This window comes from Paenibacillus brasilensis, assembly GCF_009363115.1.
Classification (GTDB): domain Bacteria; phylum Bacillota; class Bacilli; order Paenibacillales; family Paenibacillaceae; genus Paenibacillus; species Paenibacillus brasilensis.
This window is the reverse complement of sequence record NZ_CP045298.1, coordinates 808,982-827,670: the sequence shown is the minus strand read 5'-3', so window position 1 is coordinate 827,670 and position 18,689 is coordinate 808,982. Positions and strand designations below refer to the sequence as shown.

21 protein-coding genes and 1 pseudogene are annotated in these 18,689 nt (G+C 45.2%); 12 read left to right on the top strand and 10 right to left on the bottom strand.

Annotated elements, in window-relative coordinates; translation table 11 throughout:
• The first annotated feature begins 6 nt into the window (after positions 1–6).
• The 4 genes from GCU48_RS27670 to GCU48_RS27665 all read left to right on the top strand — a co-directional run bounded on the left by GCU48_RS27670 (position 7) and on the right by GCU48_RS27665 (position 4,442).
• Complete coding sequence (locus GCU48_RS27670) at positions 7–204, top strand: hypothetical protein (RefSeq protein ID WP_244316070.1); 198 nt, start codon at positions 7–9, stop codon at positions 202–204.
• A gap of 416 nt (positions 205–620) precedes the next feature.
• A complete protein-coding gene (gene pulA, locus GCU48_RS03810; protein ID WP_152379115.1) occupies positions 621–3,107 on the top strand; it encodes a type I pullulanase in 2,487 nt (828 codons plus the stop codon).
• Between the two features lie 110 nt (positions 3,108–3,217).
• On the top strand, positions 3,218–3,730 hold the full coding sequence (locus GCU48_RS03805) for a helix-turn-helix domain-containing protein (protein WP_167518642.1): 513 nt from the start codon (positions 3,218–3,220) through the stop codon (positions 3,728–3,730).
• Positions 3,681–4,442: a transposase gene (locus tag GCU48_RS27665; protein WP_208811944.1), complete on the top strand. Its 762-nt coding sequence runs from the start codon at positions 3,681–3,683 to the stop codon at positions 4,440–4,442. Before GCU48_RS03805 ends, GCU48_RS27665 begins: the two co-directional genes overlap by 50 nt.
• Positions 4,443–5,082: 640 nt before the next feature.
• Here GCU48_RS27665 and GCU48_RS03790 read toward each other — a convergent pair.
• The 6 genes from GCU48_RS03790 to GCU48_RS28605 all read right to left on the bottom strand — a co-directional run bounded on the left by GCU48_RS03790 (position 5,083) and on the right by GCU48_RS28605 (position 7,611).
• Entirely contained in the window at positions 5,083–5,292 is a 210-nt protein-coding gene (locus GCU48_RS03790) for a hypothetical protein (protein WP_152379113.1), read from the bottom strand.
• A gap of 115 nt (positions 5,293–5,407) precedes the next feature.
• Complete coding sequence (locus GCU48_RS29060; protein WP_425280859.1) at positions 5,408–5,542, bottom strand: putative quinol monooxygenase; 135 nt, start codon at positions 5,540–5,542, stop codon at positions 5,408–5,410.
• A gap of 186 nt (positions 5,543–5,728) precedes the next feature.
• On the bottom strand, positions 5,729–6,895 hold the full coding sequence (locus GCU48_RS03780; protein ID WP_152379112.1) for an iron-containing alcohol dehydrogenase: 1,167 nt from the start codon (positions 6,893–6,895) through the stop codon (positions 5,729–5,731).
• A 14-nt stretch (positions 6,896–6,909) separates the two neighbouring features.
• Positions 6,910–7,179, bottom strand: coding sequence for a hypothetical protein (locus tag GCU48_RS03775; protein ID WP_152379111.1), 270 nt, complete (start codon positions 7,177–7,179; stop codon positions 6,910–6,912).
• Positions 7,160–7,342 carry an NAD-binding protein gene (locus GCU48_RS03770; RefSeq protein ID WP_152379110.1) on the bottom strand — a complete coding sequence of 61 codons (183 nt, stop codon included), beginning with the start codon at positions 7,340–7,342 and terminating at the stop codon, positions 7,160–7,162. The genes GCU48_RS03775 and GCU48_RS03770 overlap by 20 nt, the downstream gene beginning before the upstream one ends.
• Positions 7,342–7,611, bottom strand: coding sequence for an FAD-dependent oxidoreductase (locus GCU48_RS28605; protein WP_280116424.1), 270 nt, complete (start codon positions 7,609–7,611; stop codon positions 7,342–7,344). Before GCU48_RS28605 ends, GCU48_RS03770 begins: the two co-directional genes overlap by 1 nt.
• 404 nt (positions 7,612–8,015) lie before the next feature.
• On the opposite strand from GCU48_RS28605, the gene GCU48_RS03755 reads away from it, so the two are divergent.
• Positions 8,016–8,675 (top strand): type 1 glutamine amidotransferase domain-containing protein, encoded by a 660-nt coding sequence (locus GCU48_RS03755; protein WP_152379108.1) that lies wholly within the window; start codon positions 8,016–8,018, stop codon positions 8,673–8,675.
• Positions 8,676–8,807: 132 nt separating this feature from the next.
• Here the strand turns inward: GCU48_RS03755 and GCU48_RS03750 are convergent, their stop codons facing one another.
• Positions 8,808–9,671 (bottom strand): LysR family transcriptional regulator, encoded by an 864-nt coding sequence (locus GCU48_RS03750; protein WP_152379107.1) that lies wholly within the window; start codon positions 9,669–9,671, stop codon positions 8,808–8,810.
• A 31-nt stretch (positions 9,672–9,702) separates the two neighbouring features.
• Positions 9,703–10,041 (bottom strand): winged helix-turn-helix transcriptional regulator, encoded by a 339-nt coding sequence (locus GCU48_RS03745; protein WP_152379106.1) that lies wholly within the window; start codon positions 10,039–10,041, stop codon positions 9,703–9,705.
• A gap of 208 nt (positions 10,042–10,249) precedes the next feature.
• Here GCU48_RS03745 and GCU48_RS03740 point away from each other — a divergent pair.
• A pseudogene (locus GCU48_RS03740) lies at positions 10,250–10,630 on the top strand (MFS transporter); the annotation flags it as partial.
• 64 nt (positions 10,631–10,694) lie between these two features.
• Here the strand turns inward: GCU48_RS03740 and GCU48_RS03735 are convergent.
• Together GCU48_RS03735 and GCU48_RS29055 are read right to left on the bottom strand one after the other, a co-directional pair.
• Complete coding sequence (locus GCU48_RS03735; RefSeq protein ID WP_208811942.1) at positions 10,695–11,465, bottom strand: transposase; 771 nt, start codon at positions 11,463–11,465, stop codon at positions 10,695–10,697.
• A complete protein-coding gene (locus GCU48_RS29055; RefSeq protein ID WP_370881018.1) occupies positions 11,416–11,769 on the bottom strand; it encodes a helix-turn-helix domain-containing protein in 354 nt (117 codons plus the stop codon). The genes GCU48_RS03735 and GCU48_RS29055 overlap by 50 nt, the downstream gene beginning before the upstream one ends.
• Here GCU48_RS29055 and GCU48_RS26750 point away from each other — a divergent pair.
• The 6 genes from GCU48_RS26750 to GCU48_RS03705 all read left to right on the top strand — a co-directional run bounded on the left by GCU48_RS26750 (position 11,724) and on the right by GCU48_RS03705 (position 18,632).
• Positions 11,724–11,990 carry a hypothetical protein gene (locus GCU48_RS26750; protein WP_167518640.1) on the top strand — a complete coding sequence of 89 codons (267 nt, stop codon included), beginning with the start codon at positions 11,724–11,726 and terminating at the stop codon, positions 11,988–11,990. The genes GCU48_RS29055 and GCU48_RS26750 overlap by 46 nt on opposite strands.
• A gap of 252 nt (positions 11,991–12,242) precedes the next feature.
• A complete protein-coding gene (tnpB, locus tag GCU48_RS03725) occupies positions 12,243–13,346 on the top strand; it encodes an IS200/IS605 family element RNA-guided endonuclease TnpB (RefSeq protein WP_152379104.1) in 1,104 nt (367 codons plus the stop codon).
• Positions 13,347–13,558: 212 nt separating this feature from the next.
• Positions 13,559–14,200, top strand: coding sequence for a 50S ribosomal protein L25 (locus GCU48_RS03720; RefSeq protein ID WP_152379103.1), 642 nt, complete (start codon positions 13,559–13,561; stop codon positions 14,198–14,200).
• Between the two features lie 252 nt (positions 14,201–14,452).
• Entirely contained in the window at positions 14,453–15,949 is a 1,497-nt protein-coding gene (locus tag GCU48_RS03715; protein WP_152379102.1) for a methyl-accepting chemotaxis protein, read from the top strand.
• A gap of 260 nt (positions 15,950–16,209) precedes the next feature.
• Positions 16,210–17,871: a LytS/YhcK type 5TM receptor domain-containing protein gene (locus tag GCU48_RS03710; RefSeq protein ID WP_280116423.1), complete on the top strand. Its 1,662-nt coding sequence runs from the start codon at positions 16,210–16,212 to the stop codon at positions 17,869–17,871.
• Positions 17,868–18,632, top strand: coding sequence for a LytR/AlgR family response regulator transcription factor (locus tag GCU48_RS03705; RefSeq protein ID WP_152379101.1), 765 nt, complete (start codon positions 17,868–17,870; stop codon positions 18,630–18,632). The genes GCU48_RS03710 and GCU48_RS03705 overlap by 4 nt, the downstream gene beginning before the upstream one ends.
• Positions 18,633–18,689: the final 57 nt, after the last annotated feature.

Here is an 18,689-nt window from a genome sequence, read left to right as displayed (position 1 = left end):
GCCCCTATGACGAAAAAAAGGTCTAAATTGGTCAACAGCCGTCTGCTCGGTCTGGTAGAACATTCTCGAAAATATATCCTATGGGGTGTGCTGGTACAGTGGATCGGTCTTTTAGGAAGTATAGCCGCTGTGTTGTCCATGTCCTATGTTTTGGAGCAGGCATGGGCCGGACAAGTGACTCGTAAGCTGATTTTATGCCGCTGACGCTCTCCACCGGACAGCCTGAACGAAGCCATTATTTTAAAATCGTTAAAGGAACAGCAGCAGGACAAAACCATTGTCCTTGTTTCGCACCGAAGCTCCACCATGCGGCTTGCCGATGATATTTTTCAAATGGATAAACGCAGACTGTCCTGAGATAAGATCAAGGGAATATTGCCATGCCTTGAGGGCGAATGCTGTAGCCTGTTCATGGTTTTGTCATAAAATGGAGTGTGCGTGTGAAATGGAAGCAGCATCCGTATTGAAAATCATCCGACTTTTCAAACTTGTCATATTTTGATAGCCTATGAGGTGAGAATTTTGCTTAAAGCCTGAGGTATATTGACAAGTCATAAACATCATAAATGATGGATGAACAGAGGCGGAAGCCGATGTACAGAAATGGGTGGTGAACAGGAATGTCTGATTTCAAACAGCTTGAGCACACAACATATCCCACATATGAAGGCTATGATTTGGGGCTTACTTATACATCTGCGGGCAGTCTGTTTAAGGTGTGGGCGCCAACTGCGCAGCAGGTGCATGTGGCGCTGTATGACGACGCGGGGGTGTACGATCAGGAAGGGATCGTTCAGGAGCATGGCGGCGGCCGGGAATTTCTGATGAGCCGTGATGATCGAGGTGTATGGTCCATAGCGCTGGAAGGCGACTGGAACGGCCATTATTACATGTACAGGCTGGAGTGGGCGGACAGCACCGTTCATTATGTCGTTGACCCTTACGCGACAGCGGTGTCAGCCAACGGGCAGCGTACGGTGATCATTGATTTGGCGCAAACCAACCCGGACGGATGGGAAGAGGACATGGGTCCTACACTTGAGCGGGCCACGGATGCCGTTATCTATGAGCTTCATGTACGTGATTTTTCAATGGATAGACATTTTAATGCGAGTGAAAAAGACCTGTCTGCCGTAAAGGGGAGGTTTGCGGCCTTCACGTATTCGGGTTTAAAGGATGGAGCGGGCAACAGCATCGGGCTGGATCATTTGCTGGAGCTGGGCATTACACATGTTCATTTGCTCCCGGTCGCTGATTTCCATACGGTGAATGATTTGGCGGAACTCGAAACCGAATATAATTGGGGCTATGATCCACAGCACTATAATGTACCGGAGGGATCGTATTCTTCAAATCCGGCTGATCCGGAGGCACGTATACGTGAGCTGAAGCAGCTGGTGCATTCTTTGCATTCTGCCGGCATCGGTGTCATTCTGGACGTCGTGTACAACCATACTTATTCGGTGGAAAAGGGACCGTTTGAGCCTGTCGTACCCGGTTATTATTACCGAACAGATGAGCAGGGACAGCTTACCAACGGGTCAGGTGTAGGTAATGAGGTGGCAACCGAACGTCCAATGGTTCGCAAGTATATCAAGGATTCGTTGCGTTATTGGGCTAAGGAATATCATATAGACGGCTTTCGCTTTGATTTGATGGGGCTGATGGATACACCAACAGTGGAACAGCTTACACAAGAGCTGCGCGCTGAGGTGCGTCCTGATCTGCTGATCTATGGTGAGCCTTGGACGGGGGGAGAGTCCCCGCAGCCTTTGCTTACGTTAAAAGGAACGCAGCGTGACAAGGGCTTTGCCGTTTTTAACGACAACTACCGCTCTGCTATTAAGGGGGATAGCGACGGTACCGGGAGCGGCTTTGCTACGGGAGCATGGAATCAGGAAGAACAGGTGCTTAAAGGCACTTTTGGCGCTATTCATGATTTTACAGCCCACCCTTCGGAGAGCATTAATTATGTGACAGCGCATGATAATCTCAATCTGTGGGATAAAATTATAACCGTGAGAGGCTTACGGGAGTACTGCGGTTTTCCGCAATGGGAGCAGGGAAAACCCAAAGATGGGAGAAAAGCCGAGCAAGCGGTTGCTGAAGCCGATCCGTATCGGGAAGTGGATGTAACAGACTTGCTGGAGGATGAAACCGTACGAAAGTCCTTACTGGCAAACGGCATAGTGCTGACCTCCCAGGGCATTCCTTTTATCCATGCAGGTGATGAACTGCTGCGCTCCAAATACGGGGATCATAACAGCTATCGCAGCGCGGATGCGGTGAATGCCATACGTTGGGCCAACAAAGCAAGGTTTCGCCCCGTGTTTGACTACTATCAAGGGTTAATCGCTTTGCGGCGCAGTCACCCGGCGTTCCGGATGGATCATCGTGAGTTGGTGGAGCAGCATATGGAGGTGCTGCACAGCAGCGGACGTGTGGTTGCTTTTGCGCTGAGGCATCATGCTAACGGGGACGCCTGGAATCATATTGTGGTCATTTATAACGGTTCGGATACGGAGCAAACGCTCTTACTGCCTGCAGAATCGGACCGCTGGCATGTCGTCGTGGATGCACATGGAGCCGGAAACGAGATACGATATGAAGTAGCAGGCCATCGTGTGACTGTTTCGCGCTGGTCAATGATGGTGCTGTATGATCAGGAGGAACCAGCTCAAGTCTCCTCTTCGACTGAACAGGATCAGGATACCGGGAAGGTGGAGAATGGAGCGGAAGGTTCGGATAAGAAAATGGATCAGGAAATCGCAAAAGGCGAAACTGCTTCTTTTCGCACGATTGAATTGATCTATGAGCGTGCAGATCGGCAGTATTCCGGCTGGAATGTATGGGTATGGGGGACTGGGTGCCGGGACGGGCATGTAGAATTACACGAATTGGAGGATGGTCGTGCGGTAGCGCGTATTCAGGTGGCCCTTAATGTACAGCGAATCGGCTACATTGTTCGGCTCAATCATTGGGATGCCAAGGATATTGAGGCAGATCGGTATATTGAAATAGACCCGACCCGGTCTGTGACGCAGGTATTGATTCATAGTGGCCGAGAAGAGTATTTGCTACTGGTAAACGATAACCGGGCGGGCTAGATTTTTATGGCTAGTACACAATGGCATTAATATTTAAGCATGGGTAGACGTCATCGAACAAATCCGTTATGTTGGAAATAATATCCGACAGGAACGGGAGAATACAACACATGGCTAAACGAGAAAAACACATGGTAGCCTTTACCGAAAAGCAAAAACAGATTCTGGAGTCCTTGAGAAACGGCAGCCACAGTCCATTGCACTTGATCCAGCGATCTACGATCCTGCTGTCCTTTGGAGAAAGACGTACCGAACGCAATACCGCCGCGAAGTGGCGCGCACGCTGGATCGCCGCCAAACCGGAATTGGATCGCATCGAACAAGAGAACGCCCGGCAGTTGCGATCGGCGATCAAGGCGACGTTACAGGATGCTGCCAGACCCGGCAAGCCGACCAAATTCACGCCTGAACAAGTCGCTCACATCATCAAGACCGCTTGCGAGAAACCGGAACATTTCGGCATCCTGCTTTCGCATTGGACGCCGTCTGCGTTGGCGCGTGAAGTGGTGAACCAACAAATTGTGCCATCCATCTCATCCCGTCAAGTGGGGTGCTTCTTAAAAAGAGAGGGATTTGAAACCGAATCAAAGCCGGTACTGGCTGAATCCGAACATCACGGATGAAGCCTCGTTCCATCAGGAAGTCCATCAGGTGTGCGAAGTGTACGAAGCCGCTCCAGCCTTGTACGAAAACGGCATCCATGTGCACTCCACTGACGAAATGACAGGCATTCAAGCGTTGTCGCATAAGCATGAGGCATTGCCGATGGTTCCCGGAAAAGTGGAGCGTCGGGAGTTCGAATATGAGCGCCACGGCACTTCCGGTCTCATCGCCTCCCGACATGTGGTTACCGGGCAGATCGAGTCGCCGCTCATTCAGCCGACGCGTACGGAATTGGATTTTGTGCAGCATGTTCGTGAAGTCGTTCTGCTGCATCCGGAGCACCAACATATCTTTATTACGGATCAATTGAACACCCATCAATCCGAATCGTTGGTTCGCTTCGTCATCGATCGGGGCAAGCTGGGGCTGGACGAAGAGACCATCGGCGTAAAGGGAAAGTCAGGCATCCTGAAAAGCTTGGCCACGCGCAAAGCGTTCCTGGAAAACCTCGCCCATCTCATTCGGTTTGTGTATACGCCCAAGCATTGTTCATGGTTAAACCAAATTGAGTGTTGGTTTTCTATTTTGGTTCGTCGCTTACTGAACAAGCGATCCAGCTTCTCGTCCAAAGAGGCGCTTGAAGAGCGCATCGCTCAGTTTATCGTTTACTATAACACCCATCTAGCCAAGCCGTTCAAGTGGACATTTGACGGCAAGTTGCTTAAGGTTTGATTATTGCTCATTCTTTTATGCCATTGTGTACTAGTATGAATTTCATGATAAGAAATACATTCATTGAGAGTTTCATATAAATAGTATAAAACAACATTTTCGACAAACGGAGATTCCAAAAACACTTCCCCTAAAAATGTTTTAGTTGATGATAATCTCCATTGGGAAAGCAGCTTAAACAACAAAGGCGGAGAAATCATCTTCAAATTAGACGAAGGCAAAACGATCAATGATATCTATTGTCCCAGCCATCTTCTAGAGCTTTTATTCTTTCGTTTTCTCTTCATGGCTCTAATGACGGAGAAAATTTGTTTAGATTAGGCGAAGTAGAAGCTTTTCCAATCACTGCAAAACAACCTATCAATTTAGTAATGAGATTCCTTTTCAATATTATAAAGTCTTTATTACATTTTATAATTGAGACATTCTTTAATTATTATTGAGACAAATTATAATTTATATAGTAATAATTGATACTTTTTTACTTTGTATGCAGCCCCCCTACACATAGTTGAGCTCACATTTCGAGTTTCTATATAAGAAAACACATAACAATGTTGTCATGCGTCTTCATAGTAATTAAACGTCTTAGATAATATGGAACAGAGGTTTGGATTGTCAACAGAAAACTGGACAACTATTATGAAGGGATCTTTCTGGCCTCTACTGGCGTGAGGTATCTCGGTGTGCCATGGATGCGCTGGTGGTTGAACCAGTTCACATCTGCTTCCCTTACGAGTGTCGTAGACCTCGCCAGCCTTATACTCTTCTTTACCCACTCCTGAAGCTGGGTCTTGCTCCAAATTTCCAATCGGGCTGAAACGGTGGTGTAGCTATCTTCCTCCTCCAAGTTTACTCCATTCTCATGATACATGTGGACTTTTTTGAGTGTCTACTTGAAGGGGATAATACCAAAGCATAATTTCGCTTAGAACCTTTTTATGTTTTCCTTTTATCCATCCAGATCAATTAATTTCGTGCAATCGATGTGTTTGCCTTGACTCGATAAGATCCTCTGTATTACCTAGAAATTGCTTATAATGGTCTTTTTGAATATGGATGTTTATAGACTCCTCATCTTTCCAGATTTCATAAAACACAAAAACTGCATTATTTTCTATAGATTGATGAAGGATGTACTTTATGCATCTTTCATCAATCCGGAAGATGAAACCAATTTTACCAACTATTGATGCAGCAGCTGTTCTTTCACCGGTTTTGCTTGAAGAATAGCTGCAATCGAAATAGCGCTCATTTTCTATGATCTCCCTTCTTTCGTTGATTGACTATAATGATTTTCTTAAAATGGTCTCCACATCTTTTTTATTTAAAGGGACATAACTTCCAATGGTTTCGGTGATCATTGTTCTTTCAACCATTAAATCGATTTCTGTACCGTCGATTCCATAATCGGAAAGTTTCTCAGGCGCTCCGAGCGAACTCCAGAACTCACGTAATTTTCGAATCGTCTCTACCGCCACGTCAGAATTTTTTTTGTTTTCAGCTTCAATTCCAAACACGCGAACCCCTAATTGAGCCACTTTTTCCGGATTTTTGGAAGCGACAAACTCCATCCAAACAGGGAACAAGATTGCTAATCCGCCGCCATGAGGAATGTCATGAACGGCTGAGACCGCATGCTCGATCGTATGGGTCGCCCAATCCGTATGAACACCCATGGATAGAATGCCATTTAAAGCAAAAGTTCCGTTGAGCATGATGACCTCACGGTAATCATAATTATGGAGATCATTTATCAAATTGGGCGCAACTTCCATTGTCGTCTGTAGGATGGATTCACCGACCCGTTCTTGCAACGGGGCATTGGATGAAGCATGAAAGTATTGTTCGAAAACATGGGACATTATGTCTACCATGCCGTAAACCGTTTGGTTTTTGGGCACTGAAAAAGTGTTTTCCGGATCCAGGACACTGAATTTAGGGAAAGTATGATCGGAGACAAAAAAACGTTTATCCTTCTCTTCCCAGTTGGTAATGACCGAACCGCTGTTCGCTTCTGATCCTGTCGCAGAGATGGTCAACACGGTGCCGATAGGAACGGCTTTTTTTGCTGTTACTTTATTCGTTACAATATCCCACACATCACCATCGTAGTAGACGCCTGCAGAGATGGCTTTTGCACAATCAATTACGCTTCCTCCACCCACAGCTAGGATAAAATTCAAATTATTTTCTTTTATAAGGTTGATTCCCTTATTCACCGTTGTTAACCGCGGATTGGGTTCCACTCCGCTCAGTTCCTCCACATAGACATCTGTAATTTCAGACAGGGCTTTAATAACTTGATCGTACAGCCCATTCTTTTTAATACTTCCTCCCCCGTATAGAAGCAAAACACGCCGTCCATAGGTTGGAATTTCATTTTTGATTTCTTCTACTTGCCCACGTCCAAAAAGGATTTTGGTAGGATTGTTAAATTGAAAGGGATTCATTGTACTCCTCCTTTTTATATTGCCAAAGCAGTCTTGTTAGCAAGGTTGATACCATCCAAAACCTTACCTACAACTGAAGCATCACCAAGAACTTTAACGCTGTACTTATCTACAAGTTTTGCAGCCAATGAGTTATTGGATCTTGATCCTATTGCCAGAACTACCAAGGAAGCAAGCAGCGATTGGGCTCCCTCTTCCGTTTCAATGATTACACTGGTATTTGTTATTTCCAGTACCTTCGAATTTACATAAGCGGTTACTTCATTAGCCTTTAAGGACTTCATTAAGAACTCTTTGGACGGAAGGCTCCATATCGGCTGCAATTTCCGGACGCATCTCAACAATTGAGGTCTTTCGATTATGAACGGCAATATGTTCTGCAGTTTCTGCCCCTACTAACCCGCCACCAATGACGACCACATCTTCTACCAGATCAACTTTACCCATTAATACATCATTTGCGGTAATACATGAGATTTGTCTGCGCCTGGTATTCCAGAAATTGGAGTGGTTCCCAAAGCGAGGATGATTTCATCCGGCCATTGTCCGCCAAGCTTATTATTCTTTTCATATATGGTTACATCATGACCGCGTTTGGCAGCTACAATAGCCGCTTCCATACCAACCGCTCCTCCACCTACGACCATCACTTTCTTTTTAGCTTCGGCTTCCTTGATCTCATACTCGTGTTCTTTTCCTGTCGCCGGGTTTACCAAACAGGAAAAAGGCTCTTGCTGAGCGATCCTCCACTGGCAGCCTTGTTTTCAAGTTCGGGACCTTCCTCAACTTTAAATACACCCAAACCACGGCATGCTCACACCATTACGCAGTGTAGTAGTATCTTGTAAACTATTCACCATTTGTATCTTTCATCCATTCATTAATTGCTCCGGGTAGAAACGTGTATGGCAAGGATTATTATAAATTCAGTTGAACATTTATGAATAGTACGTACTTTTTAGTACTGTAGGCACTAAAAAGTGCCTACTAAATTTTTCGGGAACTATTCGAGACCTATAAATAAATTTATACCTTTATGCTCATTATCTAATTGGATATATTCCTGGGCCAACTATACAATGGGGACTGCAAAACAAATTCCCTAAAGGAGAGAAACAACATGCCAAAAGATATAGCCATTATTGTTACTTCAGCGGATAAAATGAATAATGGAAAGCCAACCGGCCTTTGGCTTTCCGAATTCGCTGAGCCTTATCTGGAATTCAGCAAACAAGGATACCAAATCACCATAGCCAGTCCATTGGGCGGTAAAACGCCAATTGATGAGTCCAGCATAAACGCGGACACTCTCAAGGAGATTCTTGACACTGCCCGCTATCTGGAAAATACGGTGAAATTGGACGAGATTAAATCCGAGGACTTTGAAGCTATTTTCCTTCCCGGTGGTCACGGTACGATGTTTGACTTGCCCCAGAACCAAAAGCTCCAATTACTGCTGAGAGAATTTTACGAAGCGGGCAAAATTGTCGCCGCAGTTTGCCACGGACCAGCCGGATTGGTCAATGCCACTTTATCCGATGGAACTCCTCTGGTTCAAGGAAAACGAGTGACAGCCTTTACCGACTCGGAAGAGAAAGCAGCAACCTTGGACGCCTACATGCCTTTCTTGCTGGAATCTTCATTGCGCCAAGCGGGGGCCGACTTTGTAGCAGAATCCGACTGGAGTAATCATTATGAGGTAGACGGAAATTTGATTACCGGGCAAAATCCTCAATCTACCGAAAGTGTTGCCAAAGCAATCATTAATCTGCTCGGGTAAGCAGAAACGGAACCGTCCTTTAAAAGGACGGTCCGCTTCTGCGAAAAATATAAAATAATTTAGTGCGTGAAACATATAAATTCTTATATTTTATAAATAAAGCTGCGAGCCTATCCGGTTCGCAGCTTTATTCTATCCTATTATGCTTCTTAACTTTTCAATCACCATTTGAAGATTCGGGTGTTCTTTGTCCTTCACCCTATACGCAAGATAAAGCTCATTTTCGACAGTGTAGTCAGGAAAAACCACCTTCGTTTTGCCGAGGGACAAGGATTCACGAATGAGATAGGTTGGCAAAAGGCTCATCCCCATATGACTTTCGATTCCTTTCAGTATCCCACGTAAATCAGGAATAACATGGACCGGTTCCCATTGCGGACGTTTATTGAAATGCTGTCGCCAAAATCTTCGTATGATTGGCAATTCCAGTCCGTAGCTCAACCAAGGCTGCAGGTTTAGCCATTCTTCAATATCGTCCGCCGGAGATTCATAATTCATTGGAGCGACGAGTACGAAGGTTTCGACTTCCAGCTTTACGTAAGAGAAGCCCGGAACATCGTTTTTTCGCGAGGTAATAATAAAATCGACTTTATCCTCCTGCAGATATCCCAAGAGCTGTTCAGCCGTTCCCAATTGTGCAATAATGCGAAACCCCATAGATTCCCCATACTCCAAAAGCCGATAAAGCATATATTCCGGTGCTGCACCTAAGCGTACCTTCGGAATTTCGGTAAGGGACGGAGCTTTGATGCGCAATGTAATATTCTCTAAACGCTCCAAAATGGGCGCAACGAGTGTATACAGCTCTTTCCCCTTGTCCGTAGGAACCATCTTTCGCGGAGTCCGCAAAAACAATGGCTCTCCCACTTCACTTTCCAAGGCCGACAAATGCTGACTCATCGCCGGCTGTGTAAGGTAACGGCTTTCTGCGGCTTTAGAAACAGTTTCATTTTTGTAGATGCTTATGAAACTCCGGTACCATTCAAAGTCAATCATAATGCCTCCAGGCTTACTGTACCCAAATAATTTATTTGGAAATTTCAATTTCGGGGCCTTCAACCATTTCCATATGCTGCTCACCCCAAGCACACATCGTATCAAGAATGGGTTTCAGAGACCATCCATATTCTGTTAACGAGTAAACAACTTTCGGCGGTATCTGTTCGTAAATACTTCGTTTCACCACTCCGTCCTCTTCAAGCTCACGTAATTGCTGGGTAAGCATTTTTTGGGTAATGCCAGGCATTAATCTTTTTAATTCGCTTGTTCGCTTCTCCCCCTTATCTAAATGACACAAGATGACGGCCTTCCATTTGCCACCGATCACTTCAAGAGTTGCTTCAACTGGAATGTTAAACACTTTAATTTACCTCCTTAAGCAAAGTAGAGTACTTTTTAGTGCGTATATAACTTTTTGGTTACTACAGAACTTTAAAGTACGTACTTATCATTTATTCCTTACAGCTCTATACTAGCACTCATAGACCAAAAGTAAAGTTTACTTCGGTAGAGAAGTTAGATTCACAACTAGGAGGAATATTTGCATGAGCCAATCATCTGTACAATCAGCCCCAATGCAAAAAGAAACATTAAAATCAGGTAACTGGGCGCTTCTAGCTCTTGCTATCAGTGCTTTTGGTATCGGAACAACTGAGTTTGCTCCAGTTGGTTTGCTTGCATCCATCGCAGGTGACATGAAAATCGGTCTTACCCTGGCTGGCTTGCTTATTTCAGATTATGCCATCGAGGTTGCTGTAGGAGCCCCTATTCTCACTGCGCTCATCAATCGTATGAGCCGCAAGTCTTTACTTATGTGGCTGATGGTTATTTTCATTATCGGCAACGGGATTGCCGCGCTTTCAACGTCATTTGAACTGCTGCTTATAGCTCGTTTCGTTACAGCCTTCTCCCATGGTGTCTTCTTCTCCATTGCATCAACTATTGCTGTCCAGTTACAGGCCTGTTAGTATCTCCGGAAAAGAAGGCTAGTACACAATGGCATAAAAGAATGAGCAATAATCAAACCTTAAGCAACTTGCCGTCAAATGTCCACTTGAACGGCTTGGCTAGATGGGTGTTATAGTAAACGATAAACTGAGCGATGCGCTCTTCAAGCGCCTCTTTGGACGAGAAGCTGGATCGCTTGTTCAGTAAGCGACGAACCAAAATAGAAAACCAACACTCAATTTGATTCAACCATGAACAATGCTTGGGCGTATACACAAACCGAATGAGATGGGCGAGGTTTTCCAGGAACGCTTTGCGCGTGGCCAAGCTTTTCAGGATGCCTGACTTTCCCTTTACGCCGATGGTCTCTTCGTCCAGCCCCAGCTTGCCCCGATCGATGACGAAGCGAACCAACGATTCGGATTGATGGGTGTTCAATTGATTCGTAATAAAGATATGTTGGTACTCCGGATGCAGCAGAACGACTTCACGAACATGCTGCACAAAATCCAATTCCGTACGCGTCGGCTGAATGAGCGGCGACTCGATCTGCCCGGTAACCACATGTCGGGAGGCGATGAGACCGGAAGTGCCGTGGCGCTCATATTCGAACTCCCGACGCTCCACTTTTCCGGGAACCATCGGCAATGCCTCATGCTTATGCGACAACGCTTGAATGCCTGTCATTTCGTCAGTGGAGTGCACATGGATGCCGTTTTCGTACAAGGCTGGAGCGGCTTCGTACACTTCGTACACTTCGCACACCTGATGGACTTCCTGATGGAACGAGGCTTCATCCGTGATGTTCGGATTCAGCCAGTACCGGCTTTGATTCGGTTTCAAATCCCTCTCTTTTTAAGAAGCACCCCACTTGACGGGATGAGATGGATGGCACAATTTGTTGGTTCACCACTTCACGCGCCAACGCAGACGGCGTCCAATGCGAAAGCGGGATGCCGAAATGTTCCGGTTTCTCGCAAGCGGTCTTGATGATGTGAGCGACTTGTTCAGGCGTGAATTTGGTCGGCTTGCCGGGTCTGGCAGCATCCTGTAACGTCGCCTTGATCGCCGATCGCAAACTGCCGGGCGTTCTCTTGTTCGATGCGATCCAATTCCGGTTTGGCGGCGATCCAGCGTGGCGCGCCACTTCGCGGCGGTATTGCGTTCGGTACGTCTTTCTCCAAAGGACAGCAGGATCGTAGATCGCTGGATCAAGTGCAATGGACTGTGGCTGCCGTTTCTCAAGTACTCCAGAATCTGTTTTTGCTTTTCGGTAAAGGCTACCATGTGTTTTTCTCGTTTAGCCATGTGTTGTATTCTCCCGTTCCTGTTGGATATTATTTCCAACATAACGGATTTGTTCGATGACGTCTACCCATGCTTAAATATTAATGTCATTGTGTACTAGTTGCCCCGGTTACTCTAAAATAGCATTTTGATATAGCATTTTTCGATGATTTCGAGAAATGCTATTTTTTTATAATTAACGAAAACACTGATATTGAAGAGTAATAGATTGAACTTTTTAACATATGTTATCCTAGGATTGAAGGAGTTCCCAGTTAAAAAAGAAGCTATTTAGGAAGGTAATTTTCAAAATCAGAAAGTGAGGTGAAACATATGTTAGTAAACAAAGCATACAAATTCCGTATCTACCCAACCAAGGAGCAGGAAATGCTGATTCATAAGACCATTGGTTGCAGTCGTTTTGTGTTCAACCACTTCTTGTCGAAGTGGAACGATACGTACAAACTAACAGGTAAAGGCTTAACATACGGAGTATGCTCTTCTGAACTGCCGAATCTGAAAAAAGAATGGCCATGGCTCAAAGAAGTAGATAGCATCGCCATACAGTCGTCTGTAAAGAATCTTGCCGATGCGTACTCACGATTTTTCAAGAAGCAAAGCAATGCACCTCGTTTCAAGTCGAAAAAGAACAAGGTCCAGTCCTATACAACGAAATACACCAACGGGAACATTACGATTGACGGAAACAAAATCAAACTTCCGAAGCTAGGTCTTGTTCGTTTTGCAAAATCAAGAGAGGTGGAAGGTCGTATCCTGTCGGCTGCAATCAGACACAATCCTTCTGGCAAATATTTTGTATCGTTGTTGGTAGAAACAGATGTACAATCATGGCCAAAAACAAACCAGGAAGTCAGGATTGACGTTGGATTAAAAGATCTCGCTATTCTATCTAACGGTGAAGTGTTTGAGAATCCAAAATTCCTACGGAATATGGAGCAAAAACTCATTCGTGAGCAACGGATCTTATCCAGACGTGTGAAAGGATCGGCTAACTGGAATCAACAGCGAATGAAGGTTGCCCGAATCCATGAACGTATTGTGAGTGCAAGAACAGATTACTTGCAAAAGATTTCAACGCATATTGTCAAAAACCACGACCTCATTGCGATTGAAGATTTGCAAGTATCTAACATGATGAAAAACCATAAACTGGCCAAAGCGATTAGTGAAGTGTCTTGGTATGAATTCAGAACCATGCTCGAATATAAAGCTGGCTGGTTTGGGCGGACTGTCATTGCAGTAGGCAAAACATTTGCTTCCTCTCAGCTTTGTTCGTGTTGTGGATATCAAAACAAAGAAGTAAAGAATCTGAACTTGCGTGAATGGACTTGCCCATCATGCGATACTGCCCATGACAGAGATGTAAATGCAAGTAAAAATATCCTTGCCGAAGGCAAAAGACTACAGTCTGCATAAGTGCAGTAACCGTAGGAACTACGGGGATAGCCTACTTAATTAGAAACCGATAGGTTTCCGTACTTAGGAATCTTGTGACTTTAGCCATGAGAGGTTCAAGCAAACGTGTATCAGTTTCAGAAAAAAAGGGTAAAATAGATTTATGGACTTGTTAAGCAGTAAGATTCTTGGAGAAAATCATGGGTAAGATAACCTGAAGGAGGTTGTATATCATGAGTTCTAATGGAGGAAGTATTCAACTAACCGCCCAGCCGAGAACAGAGAAGAAGGGTTCGGCCATTCGTGGATTGAGGTCAAAAGGACGGATTCCAGCTGTGGTTTACGGCTCTGAGCTTGAAGGAATTCCTGTACATGTCGATGCCAAGGAATTTAATAGAGTTGTCAGAACCGGACGTTCAGAAGTATTTAATCTCACAATAGAAGGTAAAGAAACGATTCCGGTCATTATTAAAGATTATCAACAGCGTGACAACCATTGGCTGCATGCCGATTTTTTGAAAATTTCCAAAAACAAGCCGCTTCGCGTGCGTGTCTCTATTGATTATCAAGGAACCCCTGCAGGTACAAAAAAGGGTGGTATTTTGCAAGTGCAGGAAACGGAAGTCGAAGTCGAGGGGCTTCCCGCCGATTTGCCATCTACCATTGAGGTCGATGTATCCGCACTGGAGGTTGGTGACAAGGTCAGCGCAAGCGATTTACAGCTTCCAAAAGGAGTAACACTCCACGTTCCTGGAGAGGAGCTGCTTGCTTCTGTCATTGTCTCACGTGCGGCTGAAGTAGAAAATGCTGCTGTGGAAGGTGATGCGGCGGCAGCGGAAGGCGCCGGAGAGACTTCAGAAAACAAGGAAGCATAGTGTTGTGACCAGTTACGAGTATATGACCAGCTTTCAATCAGAAACGGTCATTCCTAAGTAGATGTAAAGTCGCTCTCTGCTAGGGGGCGATTTTTTGCGTTGTCCTTTTATGATTTGGTAGTTAGAGGGAGATTAGATTGTTTATAGATTCATCATTCAATACGCGTTCTGATATGACGATATACATAGTAGACATGTACATTTTTATTTTATAAAATACCTAATCTTCATCTAAGGAGCGCGTACACAATTATGGACAGAACGAATGAATTGTTGTGGCAAAGAAACAAATTGGTGATCATTATTTTTTGGATCATGGCTTTAAGCGGAGTTGTCCCGGCATTAACTAACCCCTCGATGTGGATATCTAATGGTGTGGGCTTGGCGGTCGCTGTAACTTTGACGATCCTGAATGTGAAAAAGAAAGGTATTCGTGTTATTCCGTGGATTACTACGTTTTTTAGCGTATTGATTTGTATATATTTGAATTTATCGAGTGTAGATGTGGTTACCACCATCCTAATTTGCTCCTTAGTTTTGCTTTACCCCTCTTACCGTTATTTTCTGGTAGCTATGACCTTGAATTTATGTAATATTTTTGTGCAAATCACAATCGGTACGCCGCCAGATCCTCGTGTTACTGGTTTATTACGCTATGTTAATGAATTTTTTGTTGTTCTATTAATTGGTATACTGCTGTTAGTGGTTTCGGTGCTGAATCAAAAGCAGTTTCAGAAAAGTGAAGAGCAAAATAAAGATATCAATGCGACAAGGCAGCGTATTGAGTTTCTATTTGAGCAGGTTAGACAGGCGGTGGCCGGATTGCACAGCTTTACTGAGCGATTTAGAAATCAGGTGGATGCTACGGGCCATGTGACGAATGAAGTGGCCATCGGTTTTCAGGAGGTTGCCAAAGGAGTAGAGATGCAAGCTTCCAATATCACGGAGGTAACGGATAACTTGTCCAAATCTGACCAGCATGTCCGTGATGTTGCCGATCATTCCCGGGAACTGAAGCGACTATCGGAAGATACAAAAAATGCCGGGGGAAAAGGGAGCGGTCAACTACTTGCATTGACGTCTCAAATTACGGATTTGAGTCAGGTCATGAGCCGTACCAAAAAGGAATTGGATGAGTTTAGAATACAAAGTGATAACATGTCTGCCATGCTTAACGATATTACTCGAATTTCAAAGCAGACTAATTTGCTGTCCTTGAACGCATCAATTGAAGCTGCCAGGGCAGGAGAGCATGGCAAAGGCTTCGCGATCGTGGCTGGCGAGGTGCGTCATTTGGCTGAAATGGTAGGGGACACCTCGGTGGCGATGGAAGGTATTTTGACCCAATTGAGAACACAGATGGTTTCTGTCGTAAGCCAGTTTGATATTGGGCAGCAGCGATTGCAGCAAAGTATGGAGTCGGCTCATTCCACAGAGGCAGTATTGGAGGATATCCTGCAAAATGCCAATAGAGTGCTGCTTCAGGCCGTGGATGTGGAAGCCAGCACGCACAGTATGCAGCAATTTTCATCCCAGGTCGTTCAAGAGATGACGGAATTTGCAAGTGTAACGGAACAAGCGAGCGCAGCGTCAGAGCAAATTTTGGCCGGGGTAGAGGAGCAACGAAGCATAACCTCCAACATGGTGGCTGGATTTACTGAACTGGAGACGCTGATCGTGCAATTAAAAGAGCTGGTAGAGGAAAAGAATGAAGCCGGTAGTCCTACTGGAGCCAGCACAAGCAAGTAATCGAAAAATAGCATTATAGGGCTAATTAAGCCGGGGAGTATCGTGATCAGGCGGTAATCCCCGGTTTTGCTACATTTACTTGGAAGTTGATGGTATAATTTGTGGCAGTTGTCGATCGTTTCACATTATGATGTGATTTACATACCCGATTGGCGGGAAAGCAAGCATATGTGCCAGGAATAGCATCATCAATATTGGATTATGTGAGTAGTGGGTTTAATAATGTAGGCATGTCCGTTTTTATTTGAGGAGGAACAGATGTGAACGCCTTTTTGGAAATGCTGATGCAGCTATTTGAGCGCGCAGCGTTGCTGCTGATTTGTTTATTTTTTATCACCCGTATCCCGCGGTTTAAGGAAACCTTGCAAAAGAACAGCCATTCTCCGGGCGAGCTGACTTTGCTAACGTTAATTTTTTGTATGTTTGCATTGTTCGGCACGTACACCGGGATTGAAGTCGAGGGCTCGCTCGTGAATGTTCGTATCATTGCGATTATGGCGGGCGGTATTTTGTTTGGACCGTGGGTTGGGATCATTACAGGTATTGTATCAGGAATCCACCGTTATCTGATTGATATCGGGGGAGTGACCTCGATTCCATGTCTGATTACCAGTATTCTGGCAGGTGTGGGATCTGGATACATTGGTCGTCGGGTTAATCGTTCCAAGAGATGGCTGGTCGGCATCGCCGCAGGAATGATTTGTGAAGCATTGACGATGCTGCTGATTCTGGTGATGGCACAACCGTACGAGCTGGGTCTGGATATTGTTTCCAAGATCGGACTGCCAATGATTATCGGGGAAGTCAGTATCGGCTTAATCGTCCTGTTGATCCAGAGTGTCGAGGGAGAAAAGGAAAATATCGCGGCCAGACAGGCCAAGCTCGCTCTGGATATTGCCAACAAGACGTTGCCTTATTTTCGTTCTATTAATGCGGAATCCCTGCGTACGATTTGCTCAATCATAAAAGAGGATATCAAGGCAGACGCGGTTGCAATTACGGATACTCGAAATGTGCTGGCCTATGTCGGTTTTGGTGAGGAGCGTTATCATATTGGTGACGAAATCATTAGCGATGTGACCAAATCGACGATCCGCAGCGGTAAAATCACGATTCGCAACCATATAGCAGATGATAAAACGCCTCAAATTCAGTCTCTGCTCATTATCCCGTTAGAGGAACGGGGGGAAGTAACCGGAACCCTGAAAATTTATTACCGTAAAGCCTATAAAATCACGTATCCGTTGCAGACAATGGCGATTGGTTTGTCGCAAATCATTTCCACGTTAATGGAAGTGTCGCGTGTGGAGCAAATTAAAGAAGCCGCGAACAAAGCCGAATTGAAGGCATTGCAGACCAAAATCAATCCTCATTTTTTGTTCAACGCACTGAACGCGATTGCCTCGACTACACGCACCAAGCCGGATAAGGCGCGAGAGCTGATCATTAATTTGTCGGGCTATCTGCGTTATAATTTGGAGCTCAATGATGATCTGATCGAAATTCATAAGGAGCTTCAGCAGGTCTCTGACTATGTGGAAATTGAAAAAGCGCGCTTCGGTAATCGGCTTCAGGTCGAATATGTGATGGATGAGGTGTCTGTGCAGATTCCAAGCCTGATTATCCAGCCCTTGGTTGAAAATGCGATTAATCATGGGATATTGAAGAAAAAGGGGCCGGGTACAGTTACGATTTCCGTAAAGGATCGGGGAGCAAAGGTACGGATTTCTGTGGCAGATACCGGGGTGGGTATACGCGATGAAGTTGTGGATAATCTGTATCATGACCAGGTTCCGGCCAAACAAATAGGCTTGTACAATGTGCACAGACGACTCAAGCTTATGTACGGGGAAGGAGTTATTATTCTCAAGCATGAGCCGGGTACCGAAGTTTATTTTGACATACCAAAGGAGAAGTCATGAAGGCCATAATTGTAGAAGACGAAATTCCGGCGCGCGAAGAGCTGGAGTATCTTATTCAGACGCATAGCAGCATTGAGGTGACGAATAGCTTCGAGGACGGACTGGATGTATTCCGGTTTTTGCAGGAGCAGGAGACGGACGCCATTTTTCTGGATATAAATATTCCCTCGCTGGACGGGATGCTGCTGGCTCAGAATATTAGCAAATTTGCCAAAAAGCCTTATATTATTTTTACTACCGCCTATAAAGAACATGCGGCACAGGCCTTTGAACTGGAGGCATTCGACTACATTCTCAAGCCGTATGATGAAAAACGGATCGCCGCCATGCTGCGCAAGCTGGAAAATGCCTATGAGCAGCGGAATGCCCAATCACTAGATACGGCCCCACCTGCACAGCCTCGAGCTGCTGAAACAAGTACAGTCAGCGCTTCGGGCCGCATTAATCTGCTGAAAAACGACAAAATTATTGTGACCGATGCGAGCGATATTTACTATGCGTGTGCACAGGAAAAAGTAACCCGCGTATTTACAAGGCATGAGGAATATACGATGCCGATGAGCATCTCGGAATTTCATGCCCGCTTGCCGCAGCAGGACTTTTTCCGTTGTCACCGTTCCTACACGGTGAATCTGTCGCAGATTCGTGAAATTGTGCCCTGGTTCAATCATACGTATCTCCTGCGCTTGCGCGGCCTCGAAGCGGAGATTCCGGTAAGTCGAAGCAAGGCCAAGGAATTTCGGCAAATTATGCGACTATAGAGGCATTTCATTCCGCTATATGTGCATTTCATTCCTCAAATGAATTCTGGCCAACAT